The organism is Niastella yeongjuensis (assembly GCF_900110245.1).
In the GTDB taxonomy this organism is placed as follows: domain Bacteria; phylum Bacteroidota; class Bacteroidia; order Chitinophagales; family Chitinophagaceae; genus Niastella; species Niastella yeongjuensis.
Genome location: NZ_FOCZ01000012.1, coordinates 151008 through 168124, shown reverse-complemented (window position 1 = coordinate 168124; position 17117 = coordinate 151008). Strand labels below are relative to the sequence as shown.

At 45.2% G+C, this 17117-nt stretch carries 13 protein-coding genes and 1 other RNA gene; 4 read left to right on the top strand and 10 right to left on the bottom strand.

Going from position 1 to position 17117, the window contains the following annotated elements:
* Positions 1-98: 98 nt before the first annotated feature.
* Positions 99-428 carry a DMT family protein gene (locus BMX95_RS26610; RefSeq protein WP_081198025.1) on the bottom strand — a complete coding sequence of 110 codons (330 nt, stop codon included), beginning with the start codon at positions 426-428 and terminating at the stop codon, positions 99-101.
* A 66-nt stretch (positions 429-494) separates the two neighbouring features.
* Between BMX95_RS26610 and BMX95_RS26605 the strand changes: the two genes are divergently transcribed.
* Positions 495-1025, top strand: coding sequence for a ferritin (locus BMX95_RS26605; protein ID WP_081198026.1), 531 nt, complete (start codon positions 495-497; stop codon positions 1023-1025).
* Between the two features lie 298 nt (positions 1026-1323).
* On the opposite strand, the gene smc is transcribed toward BMX95_RS26605, so the two are convergent.
* Positions 1324-4845, bottom strand: coding sequence for a chromosome segregation protein SMC (gene smc / locus BMX95_RS26600; RefSeq protein ID WP_081198027.1), 3522 nt, complete (start codon positions 4843-4845; stop codon positions 1324-1326).
* Between the two features lie 272 nt (positions 4846-5117).
* On the opposite strand from smc, the gene BMX95_RS26595 reads away from it, so the two are divergent.
* A complete protein-coding gene (locus BMX95_RS26595; protein ID WP_081198028.1) occupies positions 5118-5573 on the top strand; it encodes a hypothetical protein in 456 nt (151 codons plus the stop codon).
* A 206-nt stretch (positions 5574-5779) separates the two neighbouring features.
* Here the strand turns inward: BMX95_RS26595 and fsa are convergent, their stop codons facing one another.
* From fsa to BMX95_RS26580, 3 genes are all read right to left on the bottom strand, one after another.
* Entirely contained in the window at positions 5780-6457 is a 678-nt protein-coding gene (gene fsa, locus BMX95_RS26590; RefSeq protein ID WP_081198029.1) for a fructose-6-phosphate aldolase, read from the bottom strand.
* A 169-nt stretch (positions 6458-6626) separates the two neighbouring features.
* Positions 6627-6726: signal recognition particle sRNA small type (ffs, locus tag BMX95_RS26585), an RNA gene on the bottom strand.
* 85 nt (positions 6727-6811) lie between these two features.
* Positions 6812-8104: a type IX secretion system plug protein gene (locus BMX95_RS26580; protein WP_081198030.1), complete on the bottom strand. Its 1293-nt coding sequence runs from the start codon at positions 8102-8104 to the stop codon at positions 6812-6814.
* Between the two features lie 103 nt (positions 8105-8207).
* Here BMX95_RS26580 and BMX95_RS26575 point away from each other — a divergent pair, with 103 nt between their 5' ends.
* Complete coding sequence (locus BMX95_RS26575; RefSeq protein ID WP_242673007.1) at positions 8208-9488, top strand: ABC transporter permease; 1281 nt, start codon at positions 8208-8210, stop codon at positions 9486-9488.
* Between the two features lie 89 nt (positions 9489-9577).
* Here the strand turns inward: BMX95_RS26575 and BMX95_RS26570 are convergent, their stop codons facing one another.
* The 4 genes from BMX95_RS26570 to fabF form a co-directional block, all read right to left on the bottom strand.
* Positions 9578-11500, bottom strand: a complete 1923-nt coding sequence (locus BMX95_RS26570) for a menaquinone biosynthesis decarboxylase (RefSeq protein ID WP_081198031.1) — start codon at positions 11498-11500, stop codon at positions 9578-9580.
* A 222-nt stretch (positions 11501-11722) separates the two neighbouring features.
* A complete protein-coding gene (locus BMX95_RS26565) occupies positions 11723-12589 on the bottom strand; it encodes a DUF6089 family protein (protein WP_081198032.1) in 867 nt (288 codons plus the stop codon).
* Between the two features lie 233 nt (positions 12590-12822).
* Entirely contained in the window at positions 12823-13464 is a 642-nt protein-coding gene (locus BMX95_RS26560) for a carbohydrate-binding family 9-like protein (RefSeq protein ID WP_081198033.1), read from the bottom strand.
* A 240-nt stretch (positions 13465-13704) separates the two neighbouring features.
* Positions 13705-14946, bottom strand: a complete 1242-nt coding sequence (gene fabF / locus BMX95_RS26555; protein WP_081198034.1) for a beta-ketoacyl-ACP synthase II — start codon at positions 14944-14946, stop codon at positions 13705-13707.
* Positions 14947-15036: 90 nt separating this feature from the next.
* Between fabF and BMX95_RS26550 the strand changes: the two genes are divergently transcribed.
* A complete protein-coding gene (locus BMX95_RS26550) occupies positions 15037-15450 on the top strand; it encodes a winged helix-turn-helix transcriptional regulator (RefSeq protein ID WP_081198140.1) in 414 nt (137 codons plus the stop codon).
* Between the two features lie 108 nt (positions 15451-15558).
* Here the strand turns inward: BMX95_RS26550 and BMX95_RS26545 are convergent, their stop codons facing one another.
* Positions 15559-17094, bottom strand: a complete 1536-nt coding sequence (locus BMX95_RS26545; protein ID WP_081198035.1) for a S10 family peptidase — start codon at positions 17092-17094, stop codon at positions 15559-15561.
* Between the last annotated feature and the right edge of the window lie 23 nt (positions 17095-17117).

The following is a 17117-nucleotide window of genomic DNA, read 5'->3' as shown; positions in this document are numbered from 1 at the left end:
CCGTTCCAGGTTTCAAGTTCCATGTTGCAGGGAAGACCTGCTACCGTACCATGGAACCTGCTACAGCTTCTTATTTCCGTACACTTACAAATCACCAGCTATTTCTTAAACATAAAGTATACCGCCCCCAATAACAAAGCAAAGCTCACCAGGTATTTCCAGTGAAAAGGCTCGTGTAAATACACCATGGCAAACACGGTAAATACCACCAGGGTGATCACTTCCTGGGTCATCTTTAACTGAAACCCGGTAAACCCATTGCTAAATCCCCAGCGATTGGCCGGCACCATTAAACAATATTCAAAGAAAGCAATTCCCCAGCTTATCAATATAGCCTTCCAGATGGGCAGTTGATGCTGTTTTAAATGACCATACCATGCAATTGTCATAAACACATTAGAGCAGATCAACAAAAGGATTGTACGCATGATTCAAAAATAAAGATGATCGGTAAATAACTAATAAATTCAGTAAATTAGTTTAAACTAATCATTATGATCTCGAGTAAAATTGAAGCGGCTTTAAACAGGCAGATCGACCTGGAAGGATATTCTTCAATGTACTACCTGGCCATGGGCTCCTGGGCCGAGGTAAAGGGATACAACGGCGTAGCGCAGTTTTTGTACCATCATTCCGATGAAGAAAGAATGCATATGCTGAAATTATTCCATTACATAAACGACCGCGGCGGCCATGGTATTGTTCCAGCCTTTGCGGCCCCCCAGAACGAGTTTAAAAACGTGCGGGAGATCTTTGAAATTGTGCATTCACATGAAGTAAAGGTATCTAATGAGATCAATGCACTGGTTGAACTGTGCATTCAGGAAAAAGACTATACCACCCATAACTTTTTGCAATGGTATGTTACCGAACAGATCGAGGAAGAAAGCCTTGCCCGCCAGATCATCGATAAACTGAATCTGATAGGTGAAGATAAAGGCGGTATGTACCTGTTCGACCGCGATCTGGGCACTATGACAGGCCAGCAGGGCGGCAAAGGCGGCGGTCACGGCCATGGACACTAAATAAAACAAAAGCCCCGGCGATCACATCCCGGGGCTTCTTAATTTCTTTACAGTAATATGTGATTTCATGGCTATAATGGAGAGTCACTGTAAAGTGTCACAAATGTAAACATTTGTTGCTAAAACTTTTTGCGCAAGTTTATAACTGTGCACTTTTGGGCAATAACCGTGCGCTTTTGGGTAATATCCGTGCGGTTAAAGTCAGATTATTTCTGTAAAGCGGTGGCGGATACCCTAAAACAAAAAACCCCTTCCCGACGAATCGGGAAAGGGTAATATATCTAATCATTAAACCTCGTTAGTTCAGGTTCCGGAAGTCGACCGGAACGAGTTTGCTCACACCTGGCTCCTGCATGGTTACCCCATAAATCACATCCACCGCGCTCATCGTTTGTTTGTTGTGCGTTACAATGATGAACTGGCTTTCCTGGCTGAACTTGCGGATCATTTGCGTGAACTTACCCACGTTGGCATCATCGAGCGGTGCATCCACCTCATCCAGGATACAGAAAGGCGCCGGTTTGATCAGGTAGATCGCAAATAACAAGGCGGTCGACGTCAATGTTTTCTCACCACCACTCAGCTGCGTGATCGATGATGGGCGTTTTCCCTTAGGCTTGGCCACAATATCGATACTGGTCTCTGCCAGGTTCTCCGGGTTCATCAGGATCATATCAGCCGAATCGTCTTCGGTGAACAATGCCTTGAATACCTTCTGGAAGTTTTCGCGCACCCTGTTGAAAGTATCGAGGAACTGCTGGTTTGCCGTAGCCTCTACCTCCTGTATGGTTTGTAACAGGCTGTCTTTTGCCGTTACCAGGTCATTCTTCTGTTCCATAATGAACTCGTACCGCTTTTTCATCTCAGTAAAGGCTTCGATGGCGGTGGGGTTTACCTCACCCAGGTTCTCCAACCGCTTTTTCATGCGGTCGCCTTTCTCCTGCAATTCCTCTACCGGGGTTTCGCCGGTACGGGGTTGATCGAGGATATCATCCAGGTTGATCTTGAACTCCACATTCAACCGCTCTTTCATTCCCGCCAACTGGAGTTTCAGTTCATTCAATTTGTCTTTTATTTCAGCCAGCAAATGCTCGGTCTGTTCTCTTTCTTTTGATTTGTGACGCAGCTCGCTTTCTTTTTCACCCAGGGCGTTACGCATATTGTAATAAGCCTGGTCAGCTTCGTTCAGCTTTTTCTCTTCTTCTTCCTTGCGGCGCATCATGTCTACCAGTCCGTTTTCGGCAGTGGCCAGCTGGTCTGCACTTTCCGTGATGTTCTCCAGTGTTTGCTTTAACTGCGATGCATTGGATTCCACCTGTTGCTGCAACTCAATCAGCTGTTTGCTCTTGAACTGCAGCTCCTGCGTCAATGAGTTGATCTTACTGGTTTGACGTGTTAACTGCAGGTTGTATTCATTGAACACCGTTTGCGCATTGGTATACTCGCTTTCGGCTCTTTTGTATTCATTTTCTACACTGGCCAGTTGGTCGCCCAGTTCCTGCAACTGGTTCACCAGCTCCATCCATTGCTGGCGGGTGCCAGAGATAGAGGAAGTTGTTTCTTCCAGGTTCATTTGCAATTCTTCCATTCTGTTTTGAGAAGAACTTTGCAACCCGTGCAGGTTTTCCATCTTATTCTCCAGGGAGAACACCTGGTTGGTCAACGTATTGATATCCTGTTGCGCCTGTTTGATGACGGTATCTTTCAACTGTTCGTTGTAACCGATCACCTCGTTGTGCTTTTGTTGAATGCCCTCTTTCAGGCTTTGCACAACGCCTTCCAGCGCTACAATTTCTTCGTGTAACTTCTCCAGGTTCTTGGCACGACCGATCTTTTTACCTTCAAACAAACCTACGCTGCCACCGGTCAATGAGAATTTCCCTTTTACATATTTACCGGTTTTCTCCAGCACTACCGAGCCATTGCTGGTAGCCAGGGCGTCGTCGCTTTCGGCAATGAATACATTGCCCAGCAGGTATTCGGCCAGCTGACGGTATTGCGTATCCACCTCAATTACGTCCATGGCTGCAATGGTATTGGCAGGCGCATGACCGCTGTCGTTCTTATGCTCGTTTAATTTATCGAGCAGGAAGAAATTCGCTTTACCTTTCTTGTTATTATCCAGCAGGTGTATGGCCTGTAAACCTTCCTGCAGGTTGTTCACTACGTAATAGTTGAGGTAAGGTTCCAGTACGTTTTCAACGGCGGCACGAAACTCTTCTTTTACATAAATGATATCTGATAAAATAGGTGCTGTATGGTTCCAGCCCGGGTTGTTGTGCAGGAATTTTATGCTCTCGGGATAGCCTTCCATAGAGTCGATCAGGCTTTTCAGCAGATCGTGCTCGTTCTTTTTGGCATCCAGCTTTCTGCTTTCTTCGGCCAGTTGCTGACGTAATGATTCCAGTTCGCCCTGGGCCTGTAAGATCATTTCCTTGGTCCTTTCCTGGTGATCCTGTAATTGCACCAGGTCGCGTTGCCTTTTCTCCAGCTCCTGCTCCTTCACCATTTTCTCTTCTTCCAGTTGTTTTAACTGGCTGTAGCGGGCTTCGCGTTCTTCTTCAATCTGGTTGATGGCTTTCTGCACGTTCTGAATAGAGGTATCAGCTACCGCTACTTTCTTTTCTGCATCGAACTGATTGCGTTGCAGGCTGAGATTTTCAGCACGCAGGCGGTCTACATGTGTTCTTTTTTCATCGAAGATGTGGCGGGCGCTTTCTACGGCGTCTTTATGGTCTTCCACCATTTGTTCCAACCCTTCCAGTTTGCCCTTTTCTTCTTCTACTGAAGTGCGGGTAAACTCGATGCTTTCTTCCAAACCTTTCAAAGTGCCTTCGCTCTTATTTAAGAATTCCTGCAGGCTGTTTTCCCGCTCTTTCAGGAAGTTCAGGCGTTGAGAAGCCAGGTTCTTTTCATTTTCTTTGGTACGCAGGGTTTGCAACAGGTCGTTGAACTCGTGTTGCATGCTTTGCAGGGCGCGTTCTTTTTCAATGAACCCTACTTTTTCCTGCTCAATCACGGCTTCTTCGTTGGCGATCTCTGCATCCAGGCGGATCTTTTTATCGGTTTCCACCTCAGATTTCGAATTGAGATCGCGGTATGTGAGATTGAATCCTTCGAGGGCGGCTTTTGCCAGCTCGATGCTCAACTCGCGGTATTCTTTCTTTATCTCGTAGTATTTCTCAGCTTTTTTAGCCTGGTTTTCCAGTGTCTTTAACTGGTTGTTTATTTCAAACAACAAGTCTTCAATACGGGCCAGATCCTGCTCGGTAGCATCAAGCTTTTGTTTAGCTTCTTTTTTGCGGGTTTTGTAAATAGTGATCCCGGCAGCCTGTTCCAGCATGCGGCGGCGGCTGTTTTCCTTATCTTTAATGATCTCATCAACCATACCCAGCTCAATGATGGCGTAGCTGTCGGTACTTACCCCGGTATCCATGAACAGGTTCTGGATATCACGTAAGCGGCATTGTACATCGTTCAGGCGGTATTCACTTTCCCCACTTTTGTAGAATTTTCGGGTCACAGTAATGGTGCTGAATTCAGTAGGCAACAGATTCCGCGTATTTTCGAAGGTGAGGCTCACCTCGGCCAAACCACTGGCCGACCGGGTTTTTGACCCGTTAAATACCAGACTTTCAAGGTTTTCGCTACGAAGGTGACTGATCTTCTGCTCCCCGATCACCCAGCGGATGCTGTCGATAATATTACTCTTACCACAACCGTTTGGCCCAATAACACCCGTAATACCCTCATCGAAATGAAGTACGGTTTTATCGGCAAAACTCTTGAACCCTTTGATTTCTAAGCTTTTTAAGCGCACTTGATCTGTTTTTTTTAGGAAACGACAAATATAACCAATAGCGATACAAAATAGTGCCGCTTCCCCTAACAGACTTCAAAAGTTGTGCACGTTTGTGGAACAAGCCTGTGAAATGGTGTTTATAAATGTTAATATCTTGTGGGTAAACCGTTCCCTACGGTAGGTTTAACAGGAGTTTATATTTAGATGTTATTACCCGGTGACCCTGTTAAGGTCAAATAATACGACCAATAAACCGTTGTATTTTTGAAGACAATTATACGTAAAACACCATGTTGAAAAAGATCACCATCGTACCCGTTAAGCAGCTGCTCCTGCTGCTGTTGGTAACCACCGCCTGTTTGGTTGGCCGGGCCCAGCAGGTTGACAGTATTTTCTTTCACCTGTATACCGACAGTCTTAAAAAGGGGGTGCATAATTATATCAATGTCGATGGCAAGCTGTCGAATGGGCACTGGCTGCCCCTGACCAGTAAAGAGATCGATTTCACCTGCACTGCCGGGAAGTTTGTGGGTAACAGCCTGGTACTGGATTCTGCCTTCAAGGGTGAAAAAGTGACGGTAAAGGCCGTGTTGAAAAATAACAGCACTATCTGGAAGGAAATTGATATCTACTTAAAGAAAGCAGCAGACAACGAACGATTACGAACGGTTGACGAAATATTAAATACGCCCACTTCATCGGGCAGGAAAAAAAGAAATTCGAAAGGCCTTGTAACGGGAACCTGAACTATAGGCGTTCAGCCTATTGTAAAGCGAGAACCAAACAGGGATATACCCGGACCAAACAGGGATAAAATCCCTTTCAGGTCCCTGCTTGGTCCCTGCGAGGTCCCTGTTATGTCCTTGTTAAGTGCTCTTTCAACCTAAAATAAAAGCCGTCCTGACTTAAGTCAGGACGGCTTTTATTTTATAAACTCTTTATGCTTTTTAGCTTATTTAGCGCCAGCCAGTTCAGCACGCATTTTCTTTGCGTCTTCGAGGAACTTAGCCAATCCGATATCAGTTAACGGATGTTTCAACAAGCCCAGGATTGGTTCCAGTGGTGAAGTAACCACATCAGAACCTGCTTCAGCACATTTTACGATATGTAATGGGCTGCGGATAGAAGCTGCCAGGATCTCGGTTTTATATCCCTGAATTTTATAGATCTGCGCAATTTGTTTAATCAGTTCAACGCCATCCCAGTTGCTGTCGTCGATACGGCCAATGAATGGTGATACATAATTGGCGCCTGCTTTGGCAGCCAGGATTGCCTGACCTGCAGAAAACACCAGTGTGCAATTGGTTTTAATGCCGTTGTCGGAAAACCATTTCAATGCTTTCACACCATCTTTGATCATTGGTACTTTTACCACGATGCTGGGGTGAATAGCTGCCAGCTTTTTACCTTCTTCAATAATTTCATCTACATTGGTAGATAATACTTCAGCGCTTACATCGCCACCATCAACCAGTTCGCAAATGGTGAGGTAATGTTTCATTACTGCATCATCCCCTTTAATGCCTTCTTTGGCCATCAGGGAAGGATTGGTAGTAACGCCATCCAGGATACCCAGGTCGTGTGCTTCCTTAATTTGGGCAAGATTCGCTGTATCAATAAAAAACTTCATGATTATTATAGATTTTAATTGCTTATTGCAACTGCAAATTTACAACTTCCAGTTGTTATTAAATTTACTTGTAGTAATTGAGTGTGTGTGAGCTGGTATTTTCGCGGTAGTTTCTTCAATCTGCTGGTGCAGTTCCGTTGGGTAATTGACAATTACCAAAAAAAAGAAAAAAAGGCAGGCGATTTACATCGCACCGCTACAACCACCTACCCTTGCTGCCTTCCGGCCCTGGGGGGGTTCAGCGGGAGCTGGTCGTGTAAGACCTGCCGGGTGCAAATGTAGGAATCAATTGGCAATTGACAATGGACAATTAATAAATAATAAAAAAATTGTCCATTGTTTATTGCCTCTTGTTTATTGAATTCCAATTCCTTTGCGTCCGGTGAGTGAGTTAACATGGGTAATACCTACCAGTTCATCTACCCTGCCGGCCAATGCCCGGTAATACACCAGAATCATATAATCATTTTCGGTGTCCCAGTAATTTCCTTCGGTATAATCATAACTGGCCGCTCTTTTGGGATCAGTTTGATCGATGGTCACATAATTATAGTTATAGTAACCCTGTTTCAGAAAAAGTGTTTTCTCATACACGCGGGTTTCGTTATTGAAAACCATTTTAGCGCTGTCGTTGAGGTTGTAATTATTCAATGCACCGATCAAAAAGAGATCCTTGTTGGTGAGCGGAACATTTTCCGGCGGCATATAGGTAAAGTGTACGGTAGCATAATCGGTTTGCCAGTATGGATTAATGCTTTCCGTTGTTTCAATGGTATACATGCCGTTGATATCGCGATAATACACAAACTTCTGCTGACTTCTGTCTACATCAGGTTTTACAAATATCTCTGTGCTGCGGTTGGTATAATTGACTTTTGCCACCCGGTCGCTTTGAAAACGGAGGCTGCGCAGGTCGAGCCAGCGCCATTCTTTACCACCGGGCATTACGATCTGGTCTTCGGTGTTGTAATCAAGTTTTTTGCCTGAGAAAAAAGTTGGTTTTACATTGATGAGGGCATTGTCCCACCGGTTGTTCTGCAAAATCATCACTTTTACCTGCTGCAGGTGGTTCATTACCTGTAACCGGTCGCCCAGGGTAACCTGGAAGGGTATTTTTTGCCAGGTACGGAAGATCTCTGCATTGAATGGCTGTTGTATCTGGGCTGTAATGGAGGTTTGGTTGTCTACTACCAAAAAGCGTTTGGTAAACGCTACCCTTGACGTATCGCCGTTCAGGTATACTTTCAGGATATAATTGCCCGAGCGGGAAGGCGCACAGTTATTATCGGGTATTACAGCCGAGTAATGCGTGTAACGGGTAAATGCAACAGAAGAAATGCGGTAGGTATTGATCCGCTGGTTGGAGAACCCTTTTATAAAATCAAAGCTGCTCAACATCGCGGGTGTCCAGTCGGCATTGCACAACTGGTATGTATAGGAGTAACTTTTTACATTGCCATCCAGGTCATCGAAATGTAATTCCAGTTTATCGGCATTATTAAGACCCAGTACCGGGTACCCCAACTGATTGCCGGAGGGGAATAACTGAACCGTTTTGATATTAGGCTGAATGATTGCGTCTGTTAGTTGGGCATGAGCCCCCATTGCAAAGAGTACAGATACGAATAATATGAGAATATTTTTCATGTTGTGTGTTTCGTCCCTTTAAAAATAGGAAAAAACTTAAAGCAGAGGATCTCCTTCGTTAAAACTACGGCGACCAAAGGCTGAAAGTCAAAACCTTGAAACTTTGGAACCTGGTTTTAATAGTATTACTTTTGACCAACTAAAATTATGCCGGTTGAATATTGCCGCATTTATAGCACGCCGAATAGCGTTCAATCAACAGAAATCGTTTTCCCGTTTTGTAATCCGGTTGTCAATTGGCGCTACTGTTATCAGCGTTACCGTAATGATACTGACGCTTACGTTTGCCAGCGGCTTCCAAAAAACCATTAGTGAAAAGGTTTTTAGTTTCTGGGGGCATATTCGTATTCAAAGCTATTATTCAGCGCGGGTTGCCATTGCCGAAGAAACACCCATCCATCGCAGTGATTCGGTTACGGGCCTTAAAAAATCATTTCCTGCCATTAAAACCGTGCAGGCGTTTGCTACCAAGAACGCCATTCTTAAAACAGCAGAAACCATCGAGGGCGTACTGTTCAAAGGCGTAGAAAGAGATTATGATTTTACCAACCTGGAAAAATTCAGGGTAAAGGGCCGTTGGCTGAAATATACCGACAGCGGTTACAGCAACGAAATTATGCTGAGCGCCTATACAGCTAATTTGTTAAAATTAGACGTGAATGACCAGGTGCTCATTTATTTCATTCAACCAGGTGCCCCGCCCCGTACCCGCAAATTAACCGTAGCCGGCATATTTAAAACCGGCATTGAAGAATACGATAAACTGATCGCCATCGGCGATCTGAAACTGATTCAACGGTTAAACGACTGGAGCCCCGACCTCATTGGCGGATATGAGATCTTCCTGCATGATTATAATAAAATGGACCAGGTGAGTGAAGACATTGTGCCCGATATTCCATTGGGGTTACAAAGCAATACCATCAAATACATTTATCCCAGCATATTCGACTGGCTGAACCTCCAGAATAAAACCATCCTGATCGTCCTGGCCATTATGACCGGCATAGCCATCCTGAATTTAATTACCTGTTTGCTGATCCTGGTGCTGGAACGCACCCGGATGATCGGGTTATTGAAAGCGTTGGGCGCCCGTAACTATACCATACGGGGCATTTTCCTGTATCATGGTGCTATTATTACCTTCTTTGGGTTGTTGCTGGGAAATATCTGTGGATTGTTTATTGCCTGGTTGCAAAATCAAACCGGGTTTATCAAACTTCCTGAAGACGCTTACTATATTTCCCAGGCGGCCGTTGATATTGTATGGTGGCAAATAGCCGCAGTGAACATTGCCACTTTTGTTATTTGTTTTCTGGTGCTGTTAATACCCACTATCATAATCAGGCGGGTTCAGCCTATTAAAGCGATTCAATTCAGATAAAGTTTAAAGTTTTTAGTTTAAAGTTCAAAGTTGACAGATCTCAGGCTTCCCTGGCTTTCAACCTTGAGCTTTAAACTTTCAACTTATAACTAAGAAACTACTGCTTCTTCGCCGTACATCTGATCTTTAAATTTCAATGAAGGAGAAGGAATCAATTCACCCAATCCCAGTGTATTCCATTTGGCATCAACAGAAGCGATGGTTTTATCATCGGCTACAATGATGTTTGGCCAGTCGCGTTGAAAATCGTCTAATGCGGCTGTTTTTATAGTGCCGTCAAAACCCATGCAGGCCCAATTCTTACCAGGCATTTGGCGGGAAGGTTGTTGAACCAGGATGCTGTCCCTGCGGGGATCGAGGTTATTACAGAAACGCCATAAGGCTACCGGCAGGTCATTGGCATTCACGGTATGCTCTACATACAGGATCATTTTTATACCTTCAATCATACCGGTATTGCATATTTGCTGATGCAGCTCCCGGATGTGCCCTTTCCGGTTCTTTTCTACTGAAATGATCAGGCAGGGTATGTGGATCGCCGGCAATGCATCGTTGACACCGCGTATTTCCGGGAACTGCTGTTGCAGTAATTTTTTATCGAACCGGCTGCTTAAGATCGGGAACTCGAAGGAGTCGTCGGTCTCTTCATCAAACTTTTTAGTACCGTCAATACACATTTTACCGCCAAAGCCCAGCTTGCTGCAACTGTGGTCCAGTACATCCATGGGGCCGGTTGACAAATAAATATCGGTAGCCGGGTTCATATTGGCGAATACATATTCCGCCAGTTTTGCGTAGTCCTGTATTTTAACGCCCTCATCGGCCAGCACCAGTATTTTGTTAAACATCATTTGACCGGCGCCCCACATGGCATTCATTACTTTTTGTCCCTGGCCGGCGTATTCTTTTTTGATCTTTGTTATAACCAGGTTGTGAAAAACGCCTTCGACAGGCATATCCATATCTACAATTTCGGGCACCATGGTCATTTTTATAGGCGCCAGGAAAATACGTTCTGTTGCTTTACCCAGCCAGGCATCTTCCTGCGGTGGAATGCCTACAATAGTGGCGGGATATACTGCATCTTTTTTATGGGTAATAGCGGTGATATGAAAACGTGGGTACCAGTCGGGCAATGAATAATAACCCGTATGATCGCCAAACGGACCTTCCCAGATCATTTCATCGCCGGGATCTACATAACCTTCTATTACAAAATCGGCGTCGGCCGGTACTTCTATTTCCGGTTGTGTGATACATTTCACCAGCTCTACTTTTTTCTTCCGCAGAAAACCAGCGAGCATATATTCATCCACATTATCCGGTAATGGGGCGGTTGCTGAATAGGCATAAGCAGGGTCACCACCCAATGCTACTGCTACCGGCATTCGTTTGCCCAGCTTTTTATACTCATTAAAGTGACGGGCACTTACCTTATGTTTATGCCAGTGCATGCCTGTTAATGTTGGTCCAAACACCTGCATGCGATACATGCCTACATTGCGGGTATGGGTATTGGGGTCCTTGGTATGAATTACGGGCAGGGTCACAAACGGACCGCCATCTTTTGGCCAGCAGGTGATCACGGGCAATTTCGAAATATCCGGTTTGTCCATCACCACTTCCTGACAGGCGCCTCTGCCACTTTTCACCTTGGGCATCCAGGAGGCAAACTGCGATAATTTGGGTAATACCTTCAGTTTATCGATAATGCTTTCTTTTGGCGAAGCCAATAACTTGAATAAATTCTCAATTTCCCGGGCCACGTCGTCGAGGTGTTCTACACCCAGGGCCAAACACATCCGTTTTTCACTGCCGTAGGCATTCATGAGCACGGGAAAGTCGTAGCCGGTATTTTCAAACAGGAGGGCTTTTCCGCCACCCGTAGTTTTACTAATCCTATCTGTTATTTCTGCTATTTCTAACTTAGGGTCTACATAGGCTTTGATACGAACCAATTCACCTGCCTGCTCCAGTGTATCAATAAAATGTTGCTGATTACGATATGACATGGGGGCAAAGTTAGTTGATAAGTTGATAAGTTGACGAGTTAACAAGTTGACGAGTTGGCAAGTTGACGAGTTGACAGGGGTGATAAAATGAAAAATCTGGAAGAAAAGATCAAGTCGATTCTTTTCTTCCAGATAACATGTATTTAACCGGGCTCTTCCAGATTAACGCCATCAACCTGTTAACTTGTTAACTCGTCAACCTGTTAACCTGCCAACTATTTCCTACAACACTTTCGGGCATCCCAGCTGATTTCTTCCACCGCGGGTACCGCGGCTAAACGGACCACCGTTTCCATTGCCTGAGCCTATTCCAATGTACAGGGTAAAACCGGTAAAATAATACCAGTCTTTGTACCTGGAGCCGCCGCGCACCTGGCCATTATAGGGATAGGTGGGGTTGCCATTTTTCAATTCATTGCCCCGGTAGGACATTTCCACGGCTTTTGGACCGCGGGCCTGCGCCAACGCAGTCTGATCGAAATAAGTGGTGCTTACATCATCCAGGTAATCGGTAAATGTTTTACGGGCGCTTACTTCATAGGCCAGAATCGTATTTTCATTTATCCTGAACTTTACCCCAATGCCAACGGGAATGGCAAACTGGGTTAAATTATAGGGCTTGCGGTCTGGCGCCAGCCCCTCTCCTTCGGTACTCAGTGGTTTCAGGTAAATTTTACTGCCAATGGAGTCATATGCATAAGGATTGAAGTGAAAAACAGCAACGCCACTGTAAATAAAAGGAGAGATCTTGTAATCCTCCATGTTCAGCGGCGTATACTCTACCAGCAAACTGCCTTCATTGATCCTTGTAATGAAGCTCAGGTTACGGGCTTGTAAAACGGGATCTTTGCTTTTTTTATCGTCGCCTTCAATAGTACTGTGATTATACGCCAGCCGGAGTGCCAGATTGGGCGTTATGTCGTACTTAATGCCGGCGCCAAAAGCAAAATTTGATTGTTGTAAGGTAAACCGGTGATCTTGCAGATCGCCTGCATAATTTGACAATCCACCAGATAAGGTTACATGAAAGCGTTGTTGCGATAAAGCGATAACAGGGCAAAACATGCTTAATAGCAAAAGTTTTCGCATGGAATTTTTTTTAATGAATGTTTCAGAGAAGTTGTTCTCAGGGGATAACGGATTCCAGTCGAATTTTTAAGCTAAAGGGTAGATACGGGTAATTTTGACCGGGGGTTGGTAAGCAAGTTTTAAGCCAAATTAACTTTTTTGCCCATAGGACATGGGACTACCGGCGTAGCACACGCAAAAATAAGCGGCAGAAATCTGATTGTCAATACCTGTAAGAAATATTTGTGTAAAATTCACTCAAATTCGAGTGTGCCAAAAAACTGGCGTAAATGGAAGTTCGGTTGGGGCCACTGGATGTTCGACCAGGTTACAAAATGCGGTTCGGGCAATTCATCGCCGCATTTATAAAAGTTAGCCGCGCAATGCTGCCCTTTTAATGATTGAATGTGGTGGTAATAAAATGCGGTTACGGGTATCAATAAGGTCAGCTCCCACCCTATGCTCTGCTGGTTCTGGTCGTTGGTAAGTACCGATTTGTATTTTATTTGCTGACTGACATCATGTGGTAACAGGTGGCGGTTTGTTTTCTCTTCTCCATACCCTATCAAATGCGTTCCAATACAATTGAACTCAAAATTGTAATATGCCCGTTCATTATTGAATCCGATAAAAAACTCCACGCAACTGTCGTTATACACCGGCGAGTTCAGTGTATTATTAACTGCCCGGATGGTTTTTTCTTTAACAAAATATTTTATAACTACTGCGTCGCTGCTGTGTGCTATGGAAAACTGTACTTCGGGGTGATAAGGATATTCGGCCCAGGGAACATACACGAGCTGCTGCTTTGGCGCAGCATCCAGCACCAGTGAGATCTGCTGTAATGGCGTATGTTGATCGATGCCATTCAAAAAAGGTACACGCAAGAAATTCATACTTATGGCCGCGGCTATTTTATAAAAGAAGCCTGAAAATTAGTCCATAGCCATGATTTATAAAACAAATCTTGTGCAATCGTTTGACTAGGCAGGCTGGGTAAAGTTAATAGCAGATGAAGGAAAAAGAAAAAAATAAGAAGTAGGAAATACGAAGAACCCTTATTTCTTACCTCTTATTTCTAATTTCTTACTTCAGAATCTTTTACCCTCCCATCACCTATTCAACCAATAATCGACTTAGATCTTCTTAAATACCACAATCCCATTATGTCCACCGAACCCGAAAGTATTACTCATCGCCACATTCACTTCTTTCTTCAATGGTTCTTTCATTACGATCTGAATGCCTTTAGGTAATTCGGGATCGAGCTCCTCGGTATTTATGGTAGGTGCAATCAGTCCTTCATTGATACTGGCAATAGCAGCGATGGCTTCAATGGCGCCGGCAGCACCTAACAAGTGGCCGGTCATTGATTTGGTAGCATTCAGGTGCACTTTATCCAGGTTATTGCCAAACATTTTCATGATAGCATTTACTTCACTCAGGTCACCTACCGGTGTAGAGGTGGCGTGCATGTTTACGTAATCAACCTGATCTGCTGTTAACCCACCATCTTCCAATGCCAGTCGCATGCCATGGTAAGCGCCCAATCCTTCGGGATGGGTAGCGGTCATATGCCAGGCGTCGGCTGTCATAGCTGCACCGGCCACTTCTGCATAGATCCTGGCACCCCGCTTACGGGCATGTTCATACTCTTCCAATACCAAAGCGCCGGCTCCTTCGCCCATTACAAATCCGTCGCGGTTCACATCGAACGGTCTTGATCCTGTGGCGGGGTCATCATTCCGTACCGACATGGCCTTCATGGCACAAAAACCACCAATGGAGGCTTCTGTTATGGGCGCTTCCGATCCGCCGGTTATGATCACCTTGGCTTTGCCCAGCCTGATGTAATTGAGGGCATCCATGATAGCGGTATTGGAAGTGGCGCAAGCCGATACCGTAGTATAGTTAATGCCCATTAACCGGTATTTGATCGAGATCATGCCCGAAGCCATATTGGCAATCAGTTTGGGCACAAAAAACGGGTTGAACCGTGGGTTGCGGTCTCCCTCAATATATTCGGCTACCTGCTCTTCAAAGGTTTGCATGCCTCCCTGTCCTGAGCCCCAGATCACCCCGGTATCGAAGGGGTCCATGGTGCTGAAATCGAGGCCGGAATCTTTGATGGCCTCATCGGCTGCCACCAGGGCATATTGGGTAAACAGGTCTGATTTCTTTATTTCGTTTTTATCGAGCAGGGTTTTAACATCATAGTCCTTCAGCTCGCAGGCGAACTTTGTTCTAAAGCGCTCTGCATTAAAACGGGTGATGGGTGCAGCCCCGCTGGTTCCCGCCCATAAACTTTTTATATAAGCGGTTACATTGTTGCCGAGGGGCGTCAGTGCGCCCATGCCGGTAATAACAACTCTTTTCATATATTGACTTTAACCACTTGCAAAAAACAAGTGGCCGCAAAGATACGTCAAACTACTTTATATTTGCAAGTGGTTAAAAACAGCACCGACATGCGCTCTGATTGCCCACTAAATTATGGCATTGAAATTTTTGGTGATAAGTGGACGCTCCTGATTATCCGCGACCTCATTTTCTTTGGTAAACGGTATTACAATGAGTTCCTGGCTTCTGCCGAAGGCATTGCCACCAACTTATTGGCCGACAGGCTTGCTATGCTGGAAAAAGAAAAGATCATTAAAAAAGAAAAGGACAGCCTCCACAAACAGCGATCCATTTACAGCCTTACCGAAAAGGGGATTGATCTGCTGCCCATTCTCCTGAGCATTGGGTTATGGTCTGATAAACACGCTACGATCAAACTCAACCCCGAACGGGATATTATTATCGGGGGCGCAAAAAAGAAGAGTTTAGCTAAAGAAGTGGCTTATATGAAAAAGAAGTTGCTTTCCGAACATGGTAAATAGTTACAGGTTTCAAGTTCCCAATTGCAGGGAATGAAAACGCTCCCCTGAAACCTGAAACATGAAACCTGTAACCTGAAACATGCCACTTAAGTATCGAAATAATTCTGGTTAATACTTAGCAGGTTTATCACCCGGTATCGCTTTCAAAATAAAATCCCGCAAATGCTGATTTGCCGTAGCCAGGTCTTCCTTTCGTAGATACATCATATGGCCGCTGCGGTATCCTTCCCACGACAAACGTCCTTTTAATTTACCGGCGGCATCTATCTGCCACAAACTGTATTTGGCATTGAAATAGTCGCAGGCACCGTCATAATAACCACTTTGTACCAATACATGCAAAAACGGGTTCTCTGCAATGGCTTGCCGCAGGTTTTCTCCCGTCCGGTCGTTTGAGCGGTCCCAGGGATGAACCGGGCCAAACATATAATACTTCAGGTCGGTTTTATACTTCAATTCATCACGCAGGTACATATTGATGGCCGGGGTAAAAGCATGCAGCCAGGAATTCAATTCGGCATTGTAATCGGGTGTCATCCCTGCATCTTTCCGGTCAATACCCAGGTAGCGGCTGTCGAGCCGGCCAATGGTATATCCTTTGTCCCGTAATAATTCTTTCCAGAAAGCAGCCGTTGCTATTTCAAGGTTGTTCTGCACTATGAATTGTTGCGACAAACCCGAATAACGCGCCATTTTAGCGGCAATGGCTGTTCTGTCTGCTTCTGATAAGCTGCCACCTTTGGCCAGTGCGGGCAACAGTTCGTTTATAGTAAAGGTTTCTACTTCGGGCAGTACGGCGGTAAGGTCTTTGCTTTGCAGATCGGCCGGTAATTTTTTGTGATACCAGGCAGTGGCCGCATAATAAGGCAGGCTGAGCGCCACATCAACCGGTCCGTTGCGATCGATGCCGAGGTCGGTGGGCGAAACCAGGATCACGCCATTCAGGTACATCCACTGGTTGTTTTGTAATTCAAGTGCCAGTCCTGATACCCGGGTGGTACCATAGCTTTCACCAATGAGAAATTTAGGCGAAGCCCAGCGTTTGTACCGGCTTACAAAAGTACTGATCCAGCCGGCGAGGTATTTAATATCGGCATTCACCCCAAAAAAGGTTGAATTGGGTATTTCTTTATCGGCCACCCGTGAAAAACCGGTATTTACCGGGTCAACATATACGATATCGGCCACATCCAGTATGGAATGCGGGTTATCCCGCAATCCATAGGGTTGAATGGGATAGCCTTCATCATCGATCTTTAACATGCGCGGTCCCGTATAACCGATCTCCATCCATACTGAAGAAGTACCCGGGCCGCCATTGAACGAAATCACCAGCGGGCGGGCCGACAGATCTTTTACATCTGATCTTTCATAATAGGTATAAAACACCCCCGCCAGCGGCTTGCCATTTTCATCCCATACAGGAATGGTACCTGCCGTTGCCGTATAAGGTACGCGTTGCCCTTTTATGGTGATGGCATTGGAGGTGGTAACACTGCTGTCGAGCGCCAGGCGGATGGCATTGTTGTTATCGGCCGGTTTGGCCGCTTTGGGCGGAACCGGTTCTGTTTCGGGTCTTTTTTGAGCTGATGAGGATAAGGCAAAACCCATCAGGGCTGCCAGTAGTAGCATAATTTTTCTCATGGTTGATGTAGTTGTTCTGGATT